Source organism: Klebsiella sp. 64, from assembly GCF_018223915.1.
GTDB classification, from domain to species: domain Bacteria; phylum Pseudomonadota; class Gammaproteobacteria; order Enterobacterales; family Enterobacteriaceae; genus Klebsiella; species Klebsiella pneumoniae.
In genome coordinates, this window is sequence record NZ_JAGRQZ010000005.1 from 16470 (window position 1) to 31314 (window position 14845).

Below are 14845 nucleotides of genomic sequence, written 5' to 3' on the forward strand. Positions count from 1 at the left end.
TTGCACGAAAAAAACAATGACAGTCAGGACAGACAGGGTGAAGAGGATGAGATTACGTTTACGGGCCGCCGCCGCAGTGATGCTGGCGGGTCTGGCGCTGGTCGGCTGCGACCAAAAGGGTAATGAAGCGAAGCACATTAAGGTCGGTGTGATTAACGGCGCCGAGCAGGATGTGGCGGAAGTGGCGAAGAAGGTGGCCAAAGAGAAGTACGGTCTAGAGGTCGAGCTGGTGGGGTTCAGCGGCTCACTGCTGCCCAACGAGTCGACCAACGCCGGGGATCTGGACGCCAACGTCTTCCAGCATCGGCCTTTCCTTGAGCAGGACAACAAAGCGCATAATTATCATCTGGTGGCGGTCGGGAATACCTTCGTCTTCCCGATGGCCGGCTATTCGCGCAAGATCAAGTCAGTCGCCGAACTGAAAGACGGCGCGACGATCGCTATCCCCAACGATCCGACCAACCTCGGGCGGGCGCTACTGCTGCTGCAAAAAGAGAAGCTGATTACCCTCAAAGCCGGGACCGGCCTGCTGCCGACGGCGGTGGATATCACCGACAACCCGCGTAACCTGAAGATCATGGAGCTGGAAGGGGCGCAACTGCCGCGCGTACTCGACGATCCCAAAGTCGACGTGGCTATCATCAGCACCACCTACCTGCAGCAAACCGGGCTGTCGCCGGTTCGTGACGGCATCTTTATCGAAGATAAAAACTCGCCCTACGTGAACATCATCGTGACCCGGGAAGACAATAAAGACGCGGAAAACGTGAAGGAGTTTATGCAGTCGTACCAGTCGCCGGAGGTGGCGAAGGCGGCAGAGACTATCTTCAACGGCGGCGCGGTGCCTGGCTGGTAAGCCAACACACAGGGAGAGGCGCGTATGGTACGCCAACGGCAGGCTGACCTGCTGCTGATTGCCGCGACGGTGATTGCCGCCTGCGGCTGGATATTTTCCCGCGAGGCGATCGCCGGCATGCCGGTGTTCGCGTTTCTTGGGCTGCGTTTTTTCTTCGCCGCGCTGCTTCTGCTGCCGTTCTGCCGCGGTTTTCGCCCGCAAAAGCAGCACTGGCCAAAACTCATCATCAGCGGACTCTGGTTTGCGCTCAACCTCTGCCTGTGGATCTATTCGGTCTCCACGACGGCGTCGCTCGGCGAAGGGGCGTTTATCATGAGCCTGTCGATGATGTTCGTCCCGCTGACCGCGTGGGTGATGATGAAGGTGCGCCCGCCGCGCGCCTGGTGGGAGTGCCTGCCGATCGCGGTGGTTGGCCTGGGGCTGCTCAGTCTGCATATGCCGATAGCCTTCCACCCCAGCCAGGGCTGGTTTTTGCTGACGGCGCTGGTGCAGTCGATCTGGTTCTGTTACACCAGCCGCTGCACGCGTGAAGTACCGCTGATCCCCCTGACCACCGTGCAGCTGGCGATCACCGGTATCGTCGGGTTGACCATCTCCGCTGCCGTTGAACGCTGGGACCAGCCGATGACCCTGCCGACTCTCGGCTGGCTGGTGGCCAGTATTGTCATCGCCACCAGCCTGCGCTTCGGTCTGCAGATGAAGGGGCAGAAGTACGCGGCGGTGGCCAGCGCGGCGATCATCATGGTGCTCGAACCGCTGCTGACGGTCATTGCCGCCGCGCTGTGGTACGGCGAACAGCTGCCGCTGCAGAAGATTATCGGCGGCGTGCTGATCCTCGTGGCCCAGCTGTGGTTCCGCTGGCGGATGCTTAAGCCGTAAGCGAGCCGCTTCGCCGCTGCGCCATCAGCTGCAGCAGCGGCACCAGCGACAGCCCGTCCGGCATCTCGCCGCGGGCGATCAGCTGGTTTATCTCGTCGAAGGTAAACCAGCCGGTCTCCATCACCTCATCCTGATCTGCATCCATCCCCACCCAGCGTAAACCGGTGGCCAGCCAGGTGATAAACAGCTGATCGCTGCTGCCGTAGGAGGGGTTAAAGCGAATGATCTCCTCAACGCGTTGCGCCTGCCAGCCGGTCTCTTCCCGCAGCTCGCGCAGCGCGGCGACCGCCGGGTCTTCCTCTTCATCGACGCCGCCAGAGGGTATCGCCCACACCACCTTATCGATCAGGTAGCGGTAGTGGCGAATCAGCAGCACCTTCTCATCCTGGATGGCCACAATCCCCACCGCCGGGCGCGGGTAATGAATGGAATAAAAGTCGCGGCGTTCGCCGGGGGCAACATCAATACCCACCTTACGCATGCTGAACCACGGCGTCTCGGCGATGACCTGCGGGTCGTGCATATCGGCGGCGGTCAGTTTCTTTTTCATCCTGCCACTCCTGTCAAAAATTGAGCCTTAAGAACAACATAGCCGGAGGCGGATGGCAACCGCCGCAGGTTGGCCCGATTTCATCGATCATTGCCCAAACGCCCCTGTTGAGCCAGGCGGGGACTCAGTACGATGTTCGTCAGATGACCCCAGAGGAACGCCAACATGAACATCACCCACATCCGTAATGCGACCCAGATTATTGACTACGCCGGGAAAAGATTTCTCATCGATCCGATGCTGGCGGACAAAGGCGCCTGGCCGGGTTTTCCGGGCACCGCGCGCAGCGAACTGCGCAATCCGCTGGTTGAGCTGCCGTTTTCCCGCGATAAAATTGTCGATGTTGATGCGGTGATCGTCACCCACACCCATGACGATCACTGGGACGCGGCAGCGATCGCCGCGATCCCGAAAACCCTGCCGGTGTTCGTCCAGCATGAGGCCGACGCCGCGCTGCTGCGCAGCCAGGGATTTCAGGATCTGCGCCTGCTGTCGTCAGACAGCGAATTTGCCGGCGTGCGTCTGCTGAAAACCACCTCCGGGCAGCATGGCAGCGACCGCACCTACGCGGTGCCGGCGATGGCTGAACGCCTGGGCGAGGCCTGCGGCGTGGTGTTTCGCCATCCGCAGGAGAAGACGCTGTGGCTGGTGGGGGATACTATCTGGCGCGATGACATTGCAGCCGACCTGCTGAAGCTGCGCCCGGACGTGGTGGTCCTCAACGCCGGCTACGCCCACGTCATCGGCTTTGGCCCGATTATCATGGGCAAGGAAGATCTCCTGAACGTGCACTTCACCCTGCCGGAAGCAAAAATCATGGCTATCCACCTCGAGGCGGTCAACCACTGCCTGGTGAGTCGGGAAGAGATGCGCCAGTATGCGCTGGATAATCAGATTGCCGATGTGGTTTCTATCCCGCAGGATGGAGAAACCGTCGTTTATTAACATGCGTAAGGGGAAGGGACGATGAAACTCACCGACGTGGCGATTGTCGCTGTAGAGGGCTTTAGCCCGTTTCACTACGCCGTCCCCTGCATGCTGTTTGGCGATTCGGTTTCGGAAATCAAACGCTTTAATCTGCACATTTGCGCCGAGCGGCCGGGGCTGCTGCGCGCCCGCGATGGTTTTGCGCTGTACGCCACCGGCGATTATGCCGCGCTGGAACAGGCGGATATCGTGGTGGTGCCTTACTGGGGCGAGGTCGATCGACGTCCGCCGCAGGCGCTGCTTGATAGCCTGGTGCGGGCCCGGGATAACGGCGCGGAGATTGTCGGCCTGTGCCTCGGCGCGTTCGTCCTCGGCTACGCCGGGCTGCTGGACGGCAGGCGAGCGGCGACTCACTGGGAGTTCGAGCAGGATTTCCAGCGCCGGTTTCCGCAGGTGCAGCTGGATATCAACGCCCTGTACGTCGACGACCAGCGGATCATTACTTCGGCGGGCACCGCGGCGGCGCTGGACTGTTGCCTCTACATCATCCGCCAGCGTTTCGGCAGCCTCGCGGCCAACCAGATCGCCCGGCGGATGATTGTTTCGCCGCACCGCGAGGGCGGCCAGGCGCAGTTTATCGCCCAGCCGGTGCCGAAAAACACCCGCGATGCGCGAATCAACTGCCTGCTGGATTATCTGCAGCAGCATATTGCCGAGCCGCACAGTCTCGATTCGCTGGCCCGGGTGGTGGCGATGAGCCGCCGTACCCTGACCCGCCACTTCGCCCGGGCAACCGGGATGAGCATTACCGACTGGCTGACCGCCGAACGTCTGCGCCGCAGCCAGACTCTGCTTGAGGCGGGCGATCTGCCGGTCGAGCAGGTGGCGGAGGCGGTGGGCTATCTTTCAGCGGTCACCTGGCGCCAGCAGTTTAAAGCGCGCTTTGGCGTCAGCCCGACGGAATGGCGGCGTACCTTTCGTCGCGGCGCTTAGCCGGCGAGGGTCGCACTGTCGATCACGAAGCGGTATTTCACGTCACCCTTGACCATTCTTTCCCAGGCTTCGTTGATCTCATCGCCGCGGATCAGTTCGATATCGGCGACGATGCCGTGTTCGGCGCAGAAGTCGAGCATCTCCTGAGTTTCCGGAATACCGCCGATCATCGAGCCGGCAATCGACCGGCGGCGGAAGATCAGATTGAACACTTCCGACGACGGATGCGGCGTGGCCGGGGCGCCAACCAGCGTCATGGTGCCATCACGTTTCAGCAGCGTGGTGAAGGCATCGAGATTGTGCGGCGCCGCCACGGTGTTGAGGATGAAATCGAAGCTTTTGACGTGGGCCGCCATTTCGTCTTCATTGCGCGACACCACTACGTCATCGGCGCCCAGCGCTCTGGCCGCATTACGCTTGGATTCGGAGGTGGTAAAGGCCACCACGTGGGCCCCCATGGCGTGGGCCAACTTGATCCCCATATGCCCGAGGCCGCCGATGCCGACCACGCCGACTTTTTTACCCGGCCCGACGTGCCAGTGGCGCAGCGGCGAGTATGTCGTGATCCCGGCGCACAGCAGCGGCGCGACGGCGGCCAGCTGCGCTTCGGGATGGGTTATCCGCAGCACGTAGCGTTCATTGACCACGATCTGCTGTGAATAACCGCCAAGCGTGTGTCCCGGCGCGTCCTGGGTCGGGCCGTTATAGGTCAGCACCATATGGTCGCAGTAGTTCTCCAGTCCCTCAGCGCACTCTTCGCACTGTTGACAGCTATCGACCATACAGCCGACGCCCACCAGATCGCCAACGGCGTAGCGCGAGACGGCGTTGCCGACCGCGGTCACCCGACCCACAATTTCATGCCCCGGCACGCAGGGATACAGCGTTCCCGCCCATTCCGATCGCGCCTGGTGGAGATCGGAGTGGCAGACGCCGCAGTAAGCGATGGCGATCTGTACATCCTGCGGCCCCGGGTCGCGGCGGGTGATGGCCATTGATTCCAGCGGCTGGCTGGCGGAGTAGGTACCAATAGCGTTGATCAGCATAGCGAAACCTCTTCTTGATGAATGGACTCAATAGAACGGGAGGGGAATGCGGGTGGTCAGTGGCATCGATAAGCGTAGCCTGGACTGGCCGAGATGCGAGGGGGAAAGCGGTAGAGAAACCCTCAGGCGCGGCCTTAACCAGCGCAGTAAATAATAAGATGGCCTTATCTTTATCGCCGCTAAGCCTTATAGGTATTTACGGCATATAGTATTATTTATTCCTGTAGAATAGAGATAAATAGTTATTGCAGATAATGATGCTTACACTCTTTTTATCCCCGTAACGTCTTGTCTTTTATTCGTTATTTCACCTGTTGATACTATTATTCTCAACGAATCACTTTTTCAACCTGACCTGATGGCATAAAAACCATGTCGATCCCTGCAGCCAGCCTCTCTACTGACCAGGCGTTACCGTCTTTTTACTACGGAAGACAGACAAAGCCGTTATTCGCGGTGGAATCCCTGTTATCTGCGTTCCTGCCCGCCAGCTCACCCTTTGCGCTGCCGCGATCGACCTATTATCGTTTTCCGCCGACCCAGGCTGAATCCGGATTAATTCTGCTCGAAGAGGGGATTGCCTCGCTATGCCATGCGGAAAACAACATGGTGATATCAACGATATTTGCCCCTTCGCTATTGGGATTAATCGATGGTTACGGCGTCTTTAACGGTATTCCGGAAAAACACCACTGCTCTCTGTTTGCTGAGACAGATTTGCGCGGACGCTGGATAGGACACCAGGCCGCGGTCGAGATCCTCAATGCGCAAAACCTGTGGCAGGAGATGGCCCATGTTCTGGCGCAGCGGCTGATGGTGTTGAGCATGCGTTCGCAGGAGATGGTGGGGGTGGATTCTTATCCGATGGTGCGAACCCTACTAACAGAGCTGGCGGACTACCCGGAGGAGTATCGTCGCCAAATTAATGCGTTAAGCTTTATACAGCGCCGCACCAACCTGTCGCGCAGCCGTGTTATGTCGATTCTGGCAGAGCTGCGCAAAGGTGGTTACATTACGGTCCATCGCGGGGTGCTGGAAAAGATAACCCGCACGCTTCCCGCCCACTTTTAAACCCGCGCGGCGGAGGGGCGTGATTTTCCCACCCCTCGTCAGCCGGTGGGCTAAGGCTCAACCGGCGTCAGAAAGTCCAGCCGCAGCGGCTCAGCCAGCAGAGACTCCATCTGCGTCATAAACGCCTGAAAATAGGGCATCGCGACATGGGCATCGAGGGCGTCCTGTCCCTGCCACGCCTCGCACATATAGAAGGTGTCCGGCGCGTCGCGCAGCTGAAACAGGGCATAGTCGAGGTTGCCCGGCTCCTGTCTCGTCGGCAGGAGCAGCGCCTGCAGGGCCTGGCGCAGGGCGTCCGTTTGGCCCGGTTTCGCCTTGAGCACGGCGATAAGCGATATCATCTTAAAACCCCTCCAGCACGATCTTGCCGACGGCGCGTCCGGTTTCCAGCTGGCGATGCGCTTTCTGCAGATTGGCGGCGGTGATGGCGCCGTAGTGTTCGCCAAGGGTGGTTTTGATAGTGTGGTTGTCGATCAGCGCCGCCACGCGGGTGAGCAGCTGATGCTGGGCGATCATATCATCCGTCTCAAACATTGAACGGGTGAACATAAATTCCCAGTGCAGGGACAGGCTTTTCGCTTTCAGCGGCACCACGTCCAGGGTCTCCGGGTCATCAATCAGCGCCAGCTTGCCCTGCGGGGCGAGGGCGTCGATCAGCGCGTTGAAGTGCTGCTCGGTATTGGTCAGGCTGGCGACATGGGTTACCGACGTGATACCAATGCGCGCCAGCTCGTCGGCGAGCGGCTTGCTGTGATCGATCACATGGTGCGCGCCCGCCTCGCGGACCCACTGCTGGCTCTCGGGACGCGAGGCGGTGCCGATCACCGTCATGGCGGTCAGTTTACTGGCCAGCTGGGTCAGGATAGACCCCACGCCGCCCGCCGCGCCGACGATTAGCAGCGTGTCGCCCGCATTGCCGCCTTCCTCAACGCCGAGACGGTGAAACAGCAGCTCCCAGGCGGTGATCGCCGTCAGCGGCAGCGCGGCGGCGGAGGCATTATCGAGGGTGCGCGGTTTGTGCGCCACCAGGCGCTCATCCACCAGCTGATATTCACTGTTGCTGCCGGCCCGGCCCAGCGCGCCGGCGTACCAGACCTCGTCCCCGGGCGCGAACAGCGTCACTTCCTCACCGACGGACTGCACCACGCCAACGGCGTCCCAGCCCAGCACCCGCGGCGTGTCACCCTGAAAGCCGGCGCGCACTTTGGTGTCTACCGGATTGACCGAGATAGCCTTCACAGCGACCAGCAGATCACGCCCGTGGGCGGTGGGGATCGGCAGGTCGATCTCGGTTAAAGAAGGGATGTTGTTGCCGTCAGCGGCGGCTTGAGTAATGGCGATAGCTTTCATAACTGCTCCGGTCTGTGATTCGGGTGAATGAAAAGATGGAGCCATCGTAGACCGCTGCTGGGAGGGGAAAAACGGGCTAACGGCAATAACAGTTATATGCAGAAAGTGAAAATCAGCCCACCTGATAGAAGTCGAGCATCACCCCATCCTGGGTCCGGCCACCGGCGCAAATAAACAGCGAGGTGGTTAGCCAGCTGAGCGCGGGAGCATCCACCTCAAAGGTGGGCACGGTGCGAAAATAGATGGCTTCTGGCGGAATATCGCTAAAAAAGCGCATATCGTCGGCGAAAAGCTGGTCATGATACTGGGCCGGCACGCGGCGGATGCCATTGTTTTCCACATAGACCGTGCCTTCCGCCACCTGCAGGGCATAGCGGGCGGACAGCCTGCAGGTGCCGTCGGGTTCGATTATCTGGCTGTCGACGCCGCCGGGCAGCACGTGGCCGCGAAGTTGACCCGAGACGCTGCCGCCGACAATCGGGATCAGCTGGCGCTTACCGGTCTGCGGGCTGCGGGAGACGATTATCGGTTTATCAACCTGGATGGTAATGGAAAAACAGTGTCTGAGTTCGGGGGTCATTATGGCTCTCCTGTTTCGGTTGGTAACGGCACGCGGCCACCGCACCAGTGTAACGGGTTTGCGAGAGACAAAATAACGCAGGGTTTGGATGAAAATGATTGGCTGGGATGATGAGTTGGGGGGGGCTCAGGTTGGTAGGGAGTGGCTGTGGGGGAGCAGGGGCAAACTGGCGGAAGATCACAGGAGTTGAACCTGCCCGGGACCGCTGGCGGCCCCAACTGGATTTGAAGTCCAGCCACCTCACCGGAGATGACGATCTTCCGCGCCTCGATTGCTACATGGAGGCGGGGCGCATTATAGCTACTTTCAGCCGTTTACCACATACCTAAACGCACTTTTTTACTGTTAAAACTGGACTTTACAGAACAGTCCTGGACAAATCCTCACAAAATCCGTGAGTTACACTTTTTCACTCCCTGATTCCCTACCACGATCACAGAAAACAAGAAACGTAATCTGATAACGAGATATCGCAATTCATCTTAGTGCGGCAAAGGTTTACAAAAACCGTAACCGGTACCAACCCTCGGTGCCGCTAAGGGAATAGTGCGCATATGAAAGATCACATTTTGTCCGTCAAAGAGAAAATTGGTTACGGCATGGGTGATGCCGCCAGCCACATTATTTTTGATAACGTCATGTTGTATATGATGTTTTTCTACACTGATATTTTTGGTATCCCCGCCGGCTTTGTCGGCACCATGTTCCTGCTGGCGCGCGCGCTGGACGCGATTTCCGACCCGTGTATGGGTCTGCTTGCCGACCGTACCCGCAGCCGCTGGGGTAAGTTCCGCCCATGGATCCTCTTCGGCGCCATCCCGTTCGGCCTCGTCTGCGTGCTGGCCTACAGCTCGCCGGATTTAAGCCACAACGGCAAGCTGATCTACGCCGCCGTGACCTACACGCTGCTGACCCTGCTCTACACCGTGGTGAATATCCCCTACTGCGCGCTCGGCGGCGTGATCACCGACAACCCGACCCAGCGCATCTCGCTGCAGTCCTGGCGCTTCGTGCTGGCGACGGCGGGGGGCATGCTCTCCACCGTGCTGATGATGCCGCTGGTCAACTTTATCGGCGGCGAAGACAAAGCGCTCGGCTTCCAGGGGGGCATCGCGGTGCTGTCGGTGATTGCCTTCCTGATGCTGGCCTTCTGCTTCTTTACCACCAAAGAGCGTGTCGAAGCGCCGCCGAGCAGTACCTCGATGCGTGAAGACCTGCGCGATATCTGGCGCAATGACCAGTGGCGGGTGGTCGGCGTGCTCACCATCCTCAATATCCTCGCGGTCTGCGTTCGCGGCGGCGCGATGATGTATTACACCACCTGGATCATGGGCTCGGCGGCGCTGTTCACCGCCTTCCTCACGACCTACTGCGTCGGCAACCTGATTGGCTCGGCGCTGGCGAAACCGCTGACCGACTGGAAATGCAAAGTCAGCGTCTTCTGGTGGACCAACGCCCTCCTGGCGGTGCTCAGCGTGGCGATGTTCTTCGTACCGATGGACGCCGAAATCACCATGTTTGTCTTTATCTTCGTCATTGGCGTACTGCACCAGCTGGTGACGCCAATCCAGTGGGTAATGATGTCCGACACCGTCGACTACGGCGAATGGTGTAACGGCAAACGCCTGACCGGCATCAGCTTCGCCGGTACCCTGTTTGTGCTCAAGTTAGGGCTGGCGCTGGGCGGCGCGCTGATCGGCTGGATGCTGGCCGGCGGCGGCTATGATGCCGCCGCTAAAACCCAGAACAGCGCCACCCTCACCATCATTATCGCCTTGTTCACCCTCGTTCCGGCGGTGTGCTACCTGCTGAGCGCGGTGATCGCCAAACGCTACTACACGCTGAAAACGCCGTTCCTGAAAAAAATGATGGCCGAGCTGGCCGAGGGCGCGCGTCGCAACGAACAAGATTTCACCGCCGCCCCGATCGACAAAGAATGGCAAAACTAAGAGGACGTTTTAATGAAAATCAGTGATGGAAACTGGCTCATTCAACCAGGGCTCAACCTGATCCAACCCGTACAGGTTTACGAGGTGGAGCAGCAGGGGAATGAAATGGTGGTCTATGCCGCGCCGCGCGATGTCCGCGAACGCGCCTGGCAGCTGGATACGCCATTGTTCACCCTGCGCTTTTTCTCGCCGCAGGAAGGGATAATCGGCGTGCGTATGGAGCACTTCCAGGGCGCGCTGGATAACGGCCCGCACTATCCGCTGAACGTGCAGAAAGACGTCCATGTCGAAATAGAAAATACGGCCGGGTTCGCCGAGCTGAAAAGCGGCAGCCTCAGCGTGCGGGTGACTAAAGGCGAATTCTGGGGGCTGGATTTTCTGCGCGACGGCCTGCGTATCACCGGTAGCCAGCTAAAAAACAACGGCTACGTGCAGGATAGTAAGACCCAGCGCAACTACATGTTTGAGCGCCTCGACCTCGGCGTCGGCGAAACCGTCTACGGCCTCGGCGAGCGCTTTACCGCCCTGGTGCGCAACGGCCAGACGGTAGAAACCTGGAACGAGGACGGCGGCACCAGCACCGAGCAATCCTACAAAAATATCCCGTTCTATCTGACCAACCGCGGCTACGGCGTGCTGGTCAACCATCCGCAGCGCGTCTCCTTCGAGGTGGGCTCGGAGAAAGTCTCTAAAGTCCAGTTCAGCGTTGAAGGCGAATACCTCGAGTACTTCGTCATCGACGGCCCGACGCCGAAAGCGGTGCTTAACCGCTATACGCAGTTCACCGGCCGCCCGGCGCTGCCGCCGGCATGGTCGTTTGGTCTGTGGCTGACGACCTCGTTCACCACCAACTATGACGAAGCGACGGTGAATAGCTTCATCGACGGTATGGCTGAGCGCCATCTGCCGCTGCACGTCTTCCACTTCGACTGCTTCTGGATGAAGGCCTTCCAGTGGTGCGATTTTGAATGGGATCCGCTAACTTTCCCGGACCCGGAAGGGATGATCAAGCGCCTGAAGGAGAAAGGGCTGAAGGTCTGCGTGTGGATCAACCCGTACATCGGTCAGCGCTCGCCGGTGTTCAAAGAGCTGAAAGAGAAGGGTTATCTGCTGAAGCGTCCGGACGGTTCGCTGTGGCAGTGGGATAAGTGGCAGCCGGGGCTGGCGATTTATGACTTCACCAATCCGGAAGCCCGCCAGTGGTACGCTGACAAACTAAAAGGCCTGGTGGCGATGGGGGTCGATTGCTTCAAGACCGACTTTGGCGAGCGTATCCCGACCGACGTCCAGTGGTTTGATGGTTCCGATCCGCAGAAAATGCACAACCACTACGCCTTCATCTATAACGAGCTGGTGTGGAAGGTGCTGAAAGAGACCGTCGGCGAGCAGGAGGCGGTGCTGTTCGCCCGCTCCGCCTCGGTGGGCGCGCAGCAGTTCCCGGTGCACTGGGGCGGCGACTGCTACGCCAACTACGAATCGATGGCGGAAAGCCTGCGCGGCGGGCTGTCGATCGGCATGTCCGGCTTTGGTTTCTGGAGTCACGATATCGGCGGTTTCGAAAACACCGCGCCGGCCCACGTCTACAAGCGCTGGTGCGCCTTCGGCCTGCTCTCCAGCCACAGCCGGCTGCACGGCAGCAAATCCTATCGGGTGCCATGGGCCTACGATGACGAGTCCTGCGACGTGGTACGCCACTTCACGCAGCTGAAATGCCGCATGATGCCGTATCTCTATCGTCAGGCAGCGCTGGCCAACGAGTTCGGCACGCCGATGCTGCGCGCGATGATGCTCGAGTACCCGGACGATCCGGCCTGCGACTATCTCGACCGCCAGTATATGCTGGGCGATTCGGTCCTGGTGGCGCCGGTGTTCTCCGAGGCCGGCGAAGTGCAGTTTTATCTGCCGGAAGGGCGCTGGACGCATCTGTGGCATAACGATGAATTGCCGGGTAGCCGCTGGCATAAGCAGCATCACGATGCGCTGAGCCTGCCGGTCTACGTTCGCGACAACAGCCTGCTGGCGCTGGGCAACAATGACCAGAAGGCGGATTACGCCTGGCATGAGGGCACCGCCTTCCAGCTGTTCCACCTTGAGGATGGACGCGAGGCACGCTGTGACGTTCCGGCGGCAGACGGCTCGACGATCTTCACCCTGAAGGCCAGGCGCCAGGGCAACGCCATCGCCGTGAGCGGCGAAGGCGAGGCCCGCGGCTGGACGTTATGTCTGCGCAATATCCCGCAGGTCGCGGGCGTGCAGGGCGGTACGCAGACCGGTAGCGAATGGGGGGTGGTGGTGAGCGCCGAGGGCAATACGCTGACGATTACGTTGTAAATAGGTTAACAGCAGCAGCCCTCTTCGCCAGGCGGAGAGGGTTTTTTTATTCCATTTTTGTACAAAAAGTAACGTTCATTTCATAGTGGTGACTCAGGCCGCAGACGCGGTTGTCGAACGGTGTTAGCGTATTCTGCCGCTGAGAGGAGCCCGCCATGGACGTAGAAAATATCTTTCGTGACGTGAAGCTAAGCAAAACGGAAATGACCGTGCTGCGCTTTATTCAGAACGACCCGGAGCAGTGTATCCGCCAGGGAGTTCGCGCTGTGGCCGAACAGTGCTACAGCAACCCCTCTTCCCTGGTCCGGCTGGCAAAGAAACTGAAGTTCAGCGGCTGGCTGGAGCTGGTCTATTTCATCAAGTTCAATATCACCATGCCGAAGCTCGATGTCACCAACGATATCGACTACATGAGCGTTCAGCCGGAAGAAGCGCTGACGCCGCTGCTGGCAAGCCTTAAACAGCAGCGCATCCTGATCCACGGCAGCGGCTTTTCACAGCTGATCGCCCAGTATATTTACAACAAGTTTCTCGTCACCGGCGTGAATGCCAGCCTGGCGCTGTGGCCCGATTACGAAATCCTCGAACAGAAAAACGCCGCCTGCTTCGACTCCATCTGGATCATTTCTAAATCCGGGCGCAGCAGCTCGGCGCTCAACTGGGTTAAGGCCCTGGAGGGGAAGGAGATTAATCTGGTCTGCTTTACCGGCGACTACCAAAGCCCGCTGGCGCAGGCCGCGGATACGGCGTTTATTATTCACGACCCGCAGAAGTTCGATGATGATATTTACTGGAGCAACCCGTTTTTCGGCTACTGCATCTTAGGCTTTGAGCGACTATTGAAGATGTGGTTTACCAGTCTACGTAGCAATAGTTAGCCCCCGCTAAGCGCGGTGCGAGCGGGGGAATCCCATCGGCAGCGGATTACCGCCAGGCGGCGAACTGCTCATCGTCGAGATAGGCTTCGACCAGGGTTTTCGCCAGCGAATAGGAACCGATCAGCGGGTGCGCCATCAGCGCCCGCACCGCCAGCGATTTATCCTGCTGCAGGATCGCCGCCACCGCCAGCCGCTCATACTCTTTCACGCAGGCAATCATATTCTTCTGCGCCGTCGGTACCTTCACCGGCGTCACCGGCTTGAGGCCATCCCGGCTCAGGTCGCAGCTGATCTCGATCACGTCGTCCGGGCGCAAAAAGTCGAGCGTGTCGTGATTCTGGATCGACACCACGATCCGCTTGGTGGTGGTGCTGTTCACCGCTTCCAGGATATCCAGCGCCACTCCGGCATAGCCGCCGGTGTCCGGCTCTTCGATAAACTGGCGCAGCGTCAGCGGTTCGCGGGTGTGGAATTTCTCCTGCCGGGATTCGTTCTGCATATAGCTGTTTTCCCGGCGTAGGTAATGCTGCATCCAGATGGTGAAGGCGGCCTCCGGTTGCGTTCTGGCATCCACGGTGCGCAGCGCCTCGCGCATCTCCTGATTGATGCGGGCGATCTGCTCTCCGCGCGTCTCGCCGGCCCCTTGAATCGCCTTCAGCGCCTCGTCGCGATAGTAGTAATAATAGAGATATTCATTGAGGAGCTGATTATCACAAAGCCGTACCAGCTCCGGGGAGAAGTACTGCATCGCCGTCTTCTGGTACAGTTCCGGGCTGGCGATCAGCCGTTCGGTCACCTCTTCCCCACGGACGGTGAAGTGGGTAAACCAGGAGAAATGGTTCAGCCCATAGCATTCCACGCTGAGGTCGCGCTCCTCACAGCCAAGGATCGCCGGCAGTTCACGAATTAGCTCGGAGGGGGCATCGCAGATCCCATAGACCCGGCGCTTAAAGCCGGACTTAATAATCGCTTCCGTCACCAGACCTGACGGGTTGGTAAAGTTAAACAGAATGGCGTCTTCGGCGGCATGTTCTTCGATCAGCCGGCAATAGCGAAGGATCGCCGGGATCGAGCGCATGGCCATCGCGAAACCGCCGGCGCCGGTGGTCTCCTGGCCGAGAGTGTTATGCTCAAGCGCAATACGTTCGTCGCGAATGCGGCTTTCATCGCCGCCAACCCGCAGGGTGGTAATGATATAGTTGGCGTCCTGCAGGGCTGCGACCGGGTCGGTGGTGGTACTAAACTGAATATCCGGGCGAATGGTATTAAATACATAGCGGGCAATTTCGCCAAATATCGCCAGATTATCAGCAGAGTTATCGAGAAAAACGACTTCTGTTAAACCAATGCGGTGAGCGTTATAGGCCAGAGATTTCGCTAAAAATGCAGAGCGAACGCCGCCCCCGCCTAATACGGTTAATTTCATAAATACTCC

The 14845-nt window shown here is 59.2% G+C and carries 14 protein-coding genes and 1 tRNA gene; 8 read left to right on the top strand and 7 right to left on the bottom strand.

What is annotated here, in order from left to right:
- The first annotated feature begins 46 nt into the window (after positions 1-46).
- On the top strand, positions 47-856 hold the full coding sequence (gene nlpA / locus KHQ23_RS05715) for a lipoprotein NlpA (protein ID WP_023288082.1): 810 nt from the start codon (positions 47-49) through the stop codon (positions 854-856).
- Positions 857-880: 24 nt separating this feature from the next.
- The gene (locus tag KHQ23_RS05720; RefSeq protein ID WP_032435222.1) at positions 881-1735 is read left to right on the top strand and encodes a DMT family transporter; all 855 of its coding nucleotides are present in this window, start codon (positions 881-883) and stop codon (positions 1733-1735) included.
- Here KHQ23_RS05720 and KHQ23_RS05725 read toward each other — a convergent pair.
- A complete protein-coding gene (locus tag KHQ23_RS05725) occupies positions 1725-2285 on the bottom strand; it encodes an NUDIX domain-containing protein (RefSeq protein ID WP_002922970.1) in 561 nt (186 codons plus the stop codon). The two genes, KHQ23_RS05720 and KHQ23_RS05725, sit on opposite strands and share 11 nt — an antisense overlap.
- A 165-nt stretch (positions 2286-2450) precedes the next feature.
- Here KHQ23_RS05725 and KHQ23_RS05730 point away from each other — a divergent pair, with 165 nt between their 5' ends.
- Positions 2451-3230: an MBL fold metallo-hydrolase gene (locus KHQ23_RS05730; RefSeq protein ID WP_032435219.1), complete on the top strand. Its 780-nt coding sequence runs from the start codon at positions 2451-2453 to the stop codon at positions 3228-3230.
- A gap of 21 nt (positions 3231-3251) precedes the next feature.
- Positions 3252-4205, top strand: a complete 954-nt coding sequence (locus tag KHQ23_RS05735; protein WP_004145010.1) for a GlxA family transcriptional regulator — start codon at positions 3252-3254, stop codon at positions 4203-4205.
- Here KHQ23_RS05735 and KHQ23_RS05740 read toward each other — a convergent pair.
- Positions 4202-5251, bottom strand: a complete 1050-nt coding sequence (locus KHQ23_RS05740; protein WP_032435217.1) for an NAD(P)-dependent alcohol dehydrogenase — start codon at positions 5249-5251, stop codon at positions 4202-4204. The genes KHQ23_RS05735 and KHQ23_RS05740 overlap by 4 nt on opposite strands.
- 372 nt (positions 5252-5623) lie before the next feature.
- On the opposite strand from KHQ23_RS05740, the gene KHQ23_RS05745 reads away from it, so the two are divergent.
- Positions 5624-6322, top strand: coding sequence for a winged helix-turn-helix transcriptional regulator (locus tag KHQ23_RS05745; RefSeq protein WP_004151507.1), 699 nt, complete (start codon positions 5624-5626; stop codon positions 6320-6322).
- A 50-nt stretch (positions 6323-6372) separates the two neighbouring features.
- Here KHQ23_RS05745 and KHQ23_RS05750 read toward each other — a convergent pair whose 3' ends face one another.
- The 4 genes from KHQ23_RS05750 to KHQ23_RS05765 all read right to left on the bottom strand — a co-directional run bounded on the left by KHQ23_RS05750 (position 6373) and on the right by KHQ23_RS05765 (position 8514).
- Complete coding sequence (locus KHQ23_RS05750) at positions 6373-6663, bottom strand: putative quinol monooxygenase (protein ID WP_047694005.1); 291 nt, start codon at positions 6661-6663, stop codon at positions 6373-6375.
- A 1-nt stretch (position 6664) separates the two neighbouring features.
- Entirely contained in the window at positions 6665-7672 is a 1008-nt protein-coding gene (locus KHQ23_RS05755) for a zinc-binding alcohol dehydrogenase family protein (protein WP_002922964.1), read from the bottom strand.
- Positions 7673-7784: 112 nt separating this feature from the next.
- Positions 7785-8252 carry a DUF3237 domain-containing protein gene (locus tag KHQ23_RS05760; RefSeq protein WP_002922963.1) on the bottom strand — a complete coding sequence of 156 codons (468 nt, stop codon included), beginning with the start codon at positions 8250-8252 and terminating at the stop codon, positions 7785-7787.
- A 167-nt stretch (positions 8253-8419) separates the two neighbouring features.
- Positions 8420-8514: transfer RNA gene (locus tag KHQ23_RS05765), tRNA-Sec, on the bottom strand.
- Between the two features lie 292 nt (positions 8515-8806).
- Between KHQ23_RS05765 and KHQ23_RS05770 the strand changes: the two genes are divergently transcribed.
- The 3 genes from KHQ23_RS05770 (at position 8807) to KHQ23_RS05780 (ending at position 13410) form a co-directional block, all read left to right on the top strand.
- Positions 8807-10201 carry a glycoside-pentoside-hexuronide family transporter gene (locus KHQ23_RS05770; RefSeq protein ID WP_002922962.1) on the top strand — a complete coding sequence of 465 codons (1395 nt, stop codon included), beginning with the start codon at positions 8807-8809 and terminating at the stop codon, positions 10199-10201.
- Positions 10202-10213: 12 nt separating this feature from the next.
- Positions 10214-12532: an alpha-xylosidase gene (gene yicI / locus KHQ23_RS05775; RefSeq protein ID WP_032435215.1), complete on the top strand. Its 2319-nt coding sequence runs from the start codon at positions 10214-10216 to the stop codon at positions 12530-12532.
- A gap of 155 nt (positions 12533-12687) precedes the next feature.
- Positions 12688-13410 carry a MurR/RpiR family transcriptional regulator gene (locus tag KHQ23_RS05780; RefSeq protein ID WP_004173889.1) on the top strand — a complete coding sequence of 241 codons (723 nt, stop codon included), beginning with the start codon at positions 12688-12690 and terminating at the stop codon, positions 13408-13410.
- A 46-nt stretch (positions 13411-13456) separates the two neighbouring features.
- Here KHQ23_RS05780 and KHQ23_RS05785 read toward each other — a convergent pair whose 3' ends face one another.
- Positions 13457-14836: a glycoside hydrolase gene (locus tag KHQ23_RS05785; RefSeq protein ID WP_002922956.1), complete on the bottom strand. Its 1380-nt coding sequence runs from the start codon at positions 14834-14836 to the stop codon at positions 13457-13459.
- Positions 14837-14845: the final 9 nt, after the last annotated feature.

Coding starts and splice junctions, on each gene's coding strand:
- nlpA (WP_023288082.1), top strand. CDS start 47: ATGAGATTACGTTTACGGGCCGCCGCCGCAGTGATGCTGGCGGGTCTG.
- KHQ23_RS05720 (WP_032435222.1), top strand. CDS start 881: ATGGTACGCCAACGGCAGGCTGACCTGCTGCTGATTGCCGCGACGGTG.
- KHQ23_RS05725 (WP_002922970.1), bottom strand. CDS start 2,285: ATGAAAAAGAAACTGACCGCCGCCGATATGCACGACCCGCAGGTCATC.
- KHQ23_RS05730 (WP_032435219.1), top strand. CDS start 2,451: ATGAACATCACCCACATCCGTAATGCGACCCAGATTATTGACTACGCC.
- KHQ23_RS05735 (WP_004145010.1), top strand. CDS start 3,252: ATGAAACTCACCGACGTGGCGATTGTCGCTGTAGAGGGCTTTAGCCCG.
- KHQ23_RS05740 (WP_032435217.1), bottom strand. CDS start 5,251: ATGCTGATCAACGCTATTGGTACCTACTCCGCCAGCCAGCCGCTGGAA.
- KHQ23_RS05745 (WP_004151507.1), top strand. CDS start 5,624: ATGTCGATCCCTGCAGCCAGCCTCTCTACTGACCAGGCGTTACCGTCT.
- KHQ23_RS05750 (WP_047694005.1), bottom strand. CDS start 6,663: ATGATATCGCTTATCGCCGTGCTCAAGGCGAAACCGGGCCAAACGGAC.
- KHQ23_RS05755 (WP_002922964.1), bottom strand. CDS start 7,672: ATGAAAGCTATCGCCATTACTCAAGCCGCCGCTGACGGCAACAACATC.
- KHQ23_RS05760 (WP_002922963.1), bottom strand. CDS start 8,252: ATGACCCCCGAACTCAGACACTGTTTTTCCATTACCATCCAGGTTGAT.
- KHQ23_RS05770 (WP_002922962.1), top strand. CDS start 8,807: ATGAAAGATCACATTTTGTCCGTCAAAGAGAAAATTGGTTACGGCATG.
- yicI (WP_032435215.1), top strand. CDS start 10,214: ATGAAAATCAGTGATGGAAACTGGCTCATTCAACCAGGGCTCAACCTG.
- KHQ23_RS05780 (WP_004173889.1), top strand. CDS start 12,688: ATGGACGTAGAAAATATCTTTCGTGACGTGAAGCTAAGCAAAACGGAA.
- KHQ23_RS05785 (WP_002922956.1), bottom strand. CDS start 14,836: ATGAAATTAACCGTATTAGGCGGGGGCGGCGTTCGCTCTGCATTTTTA.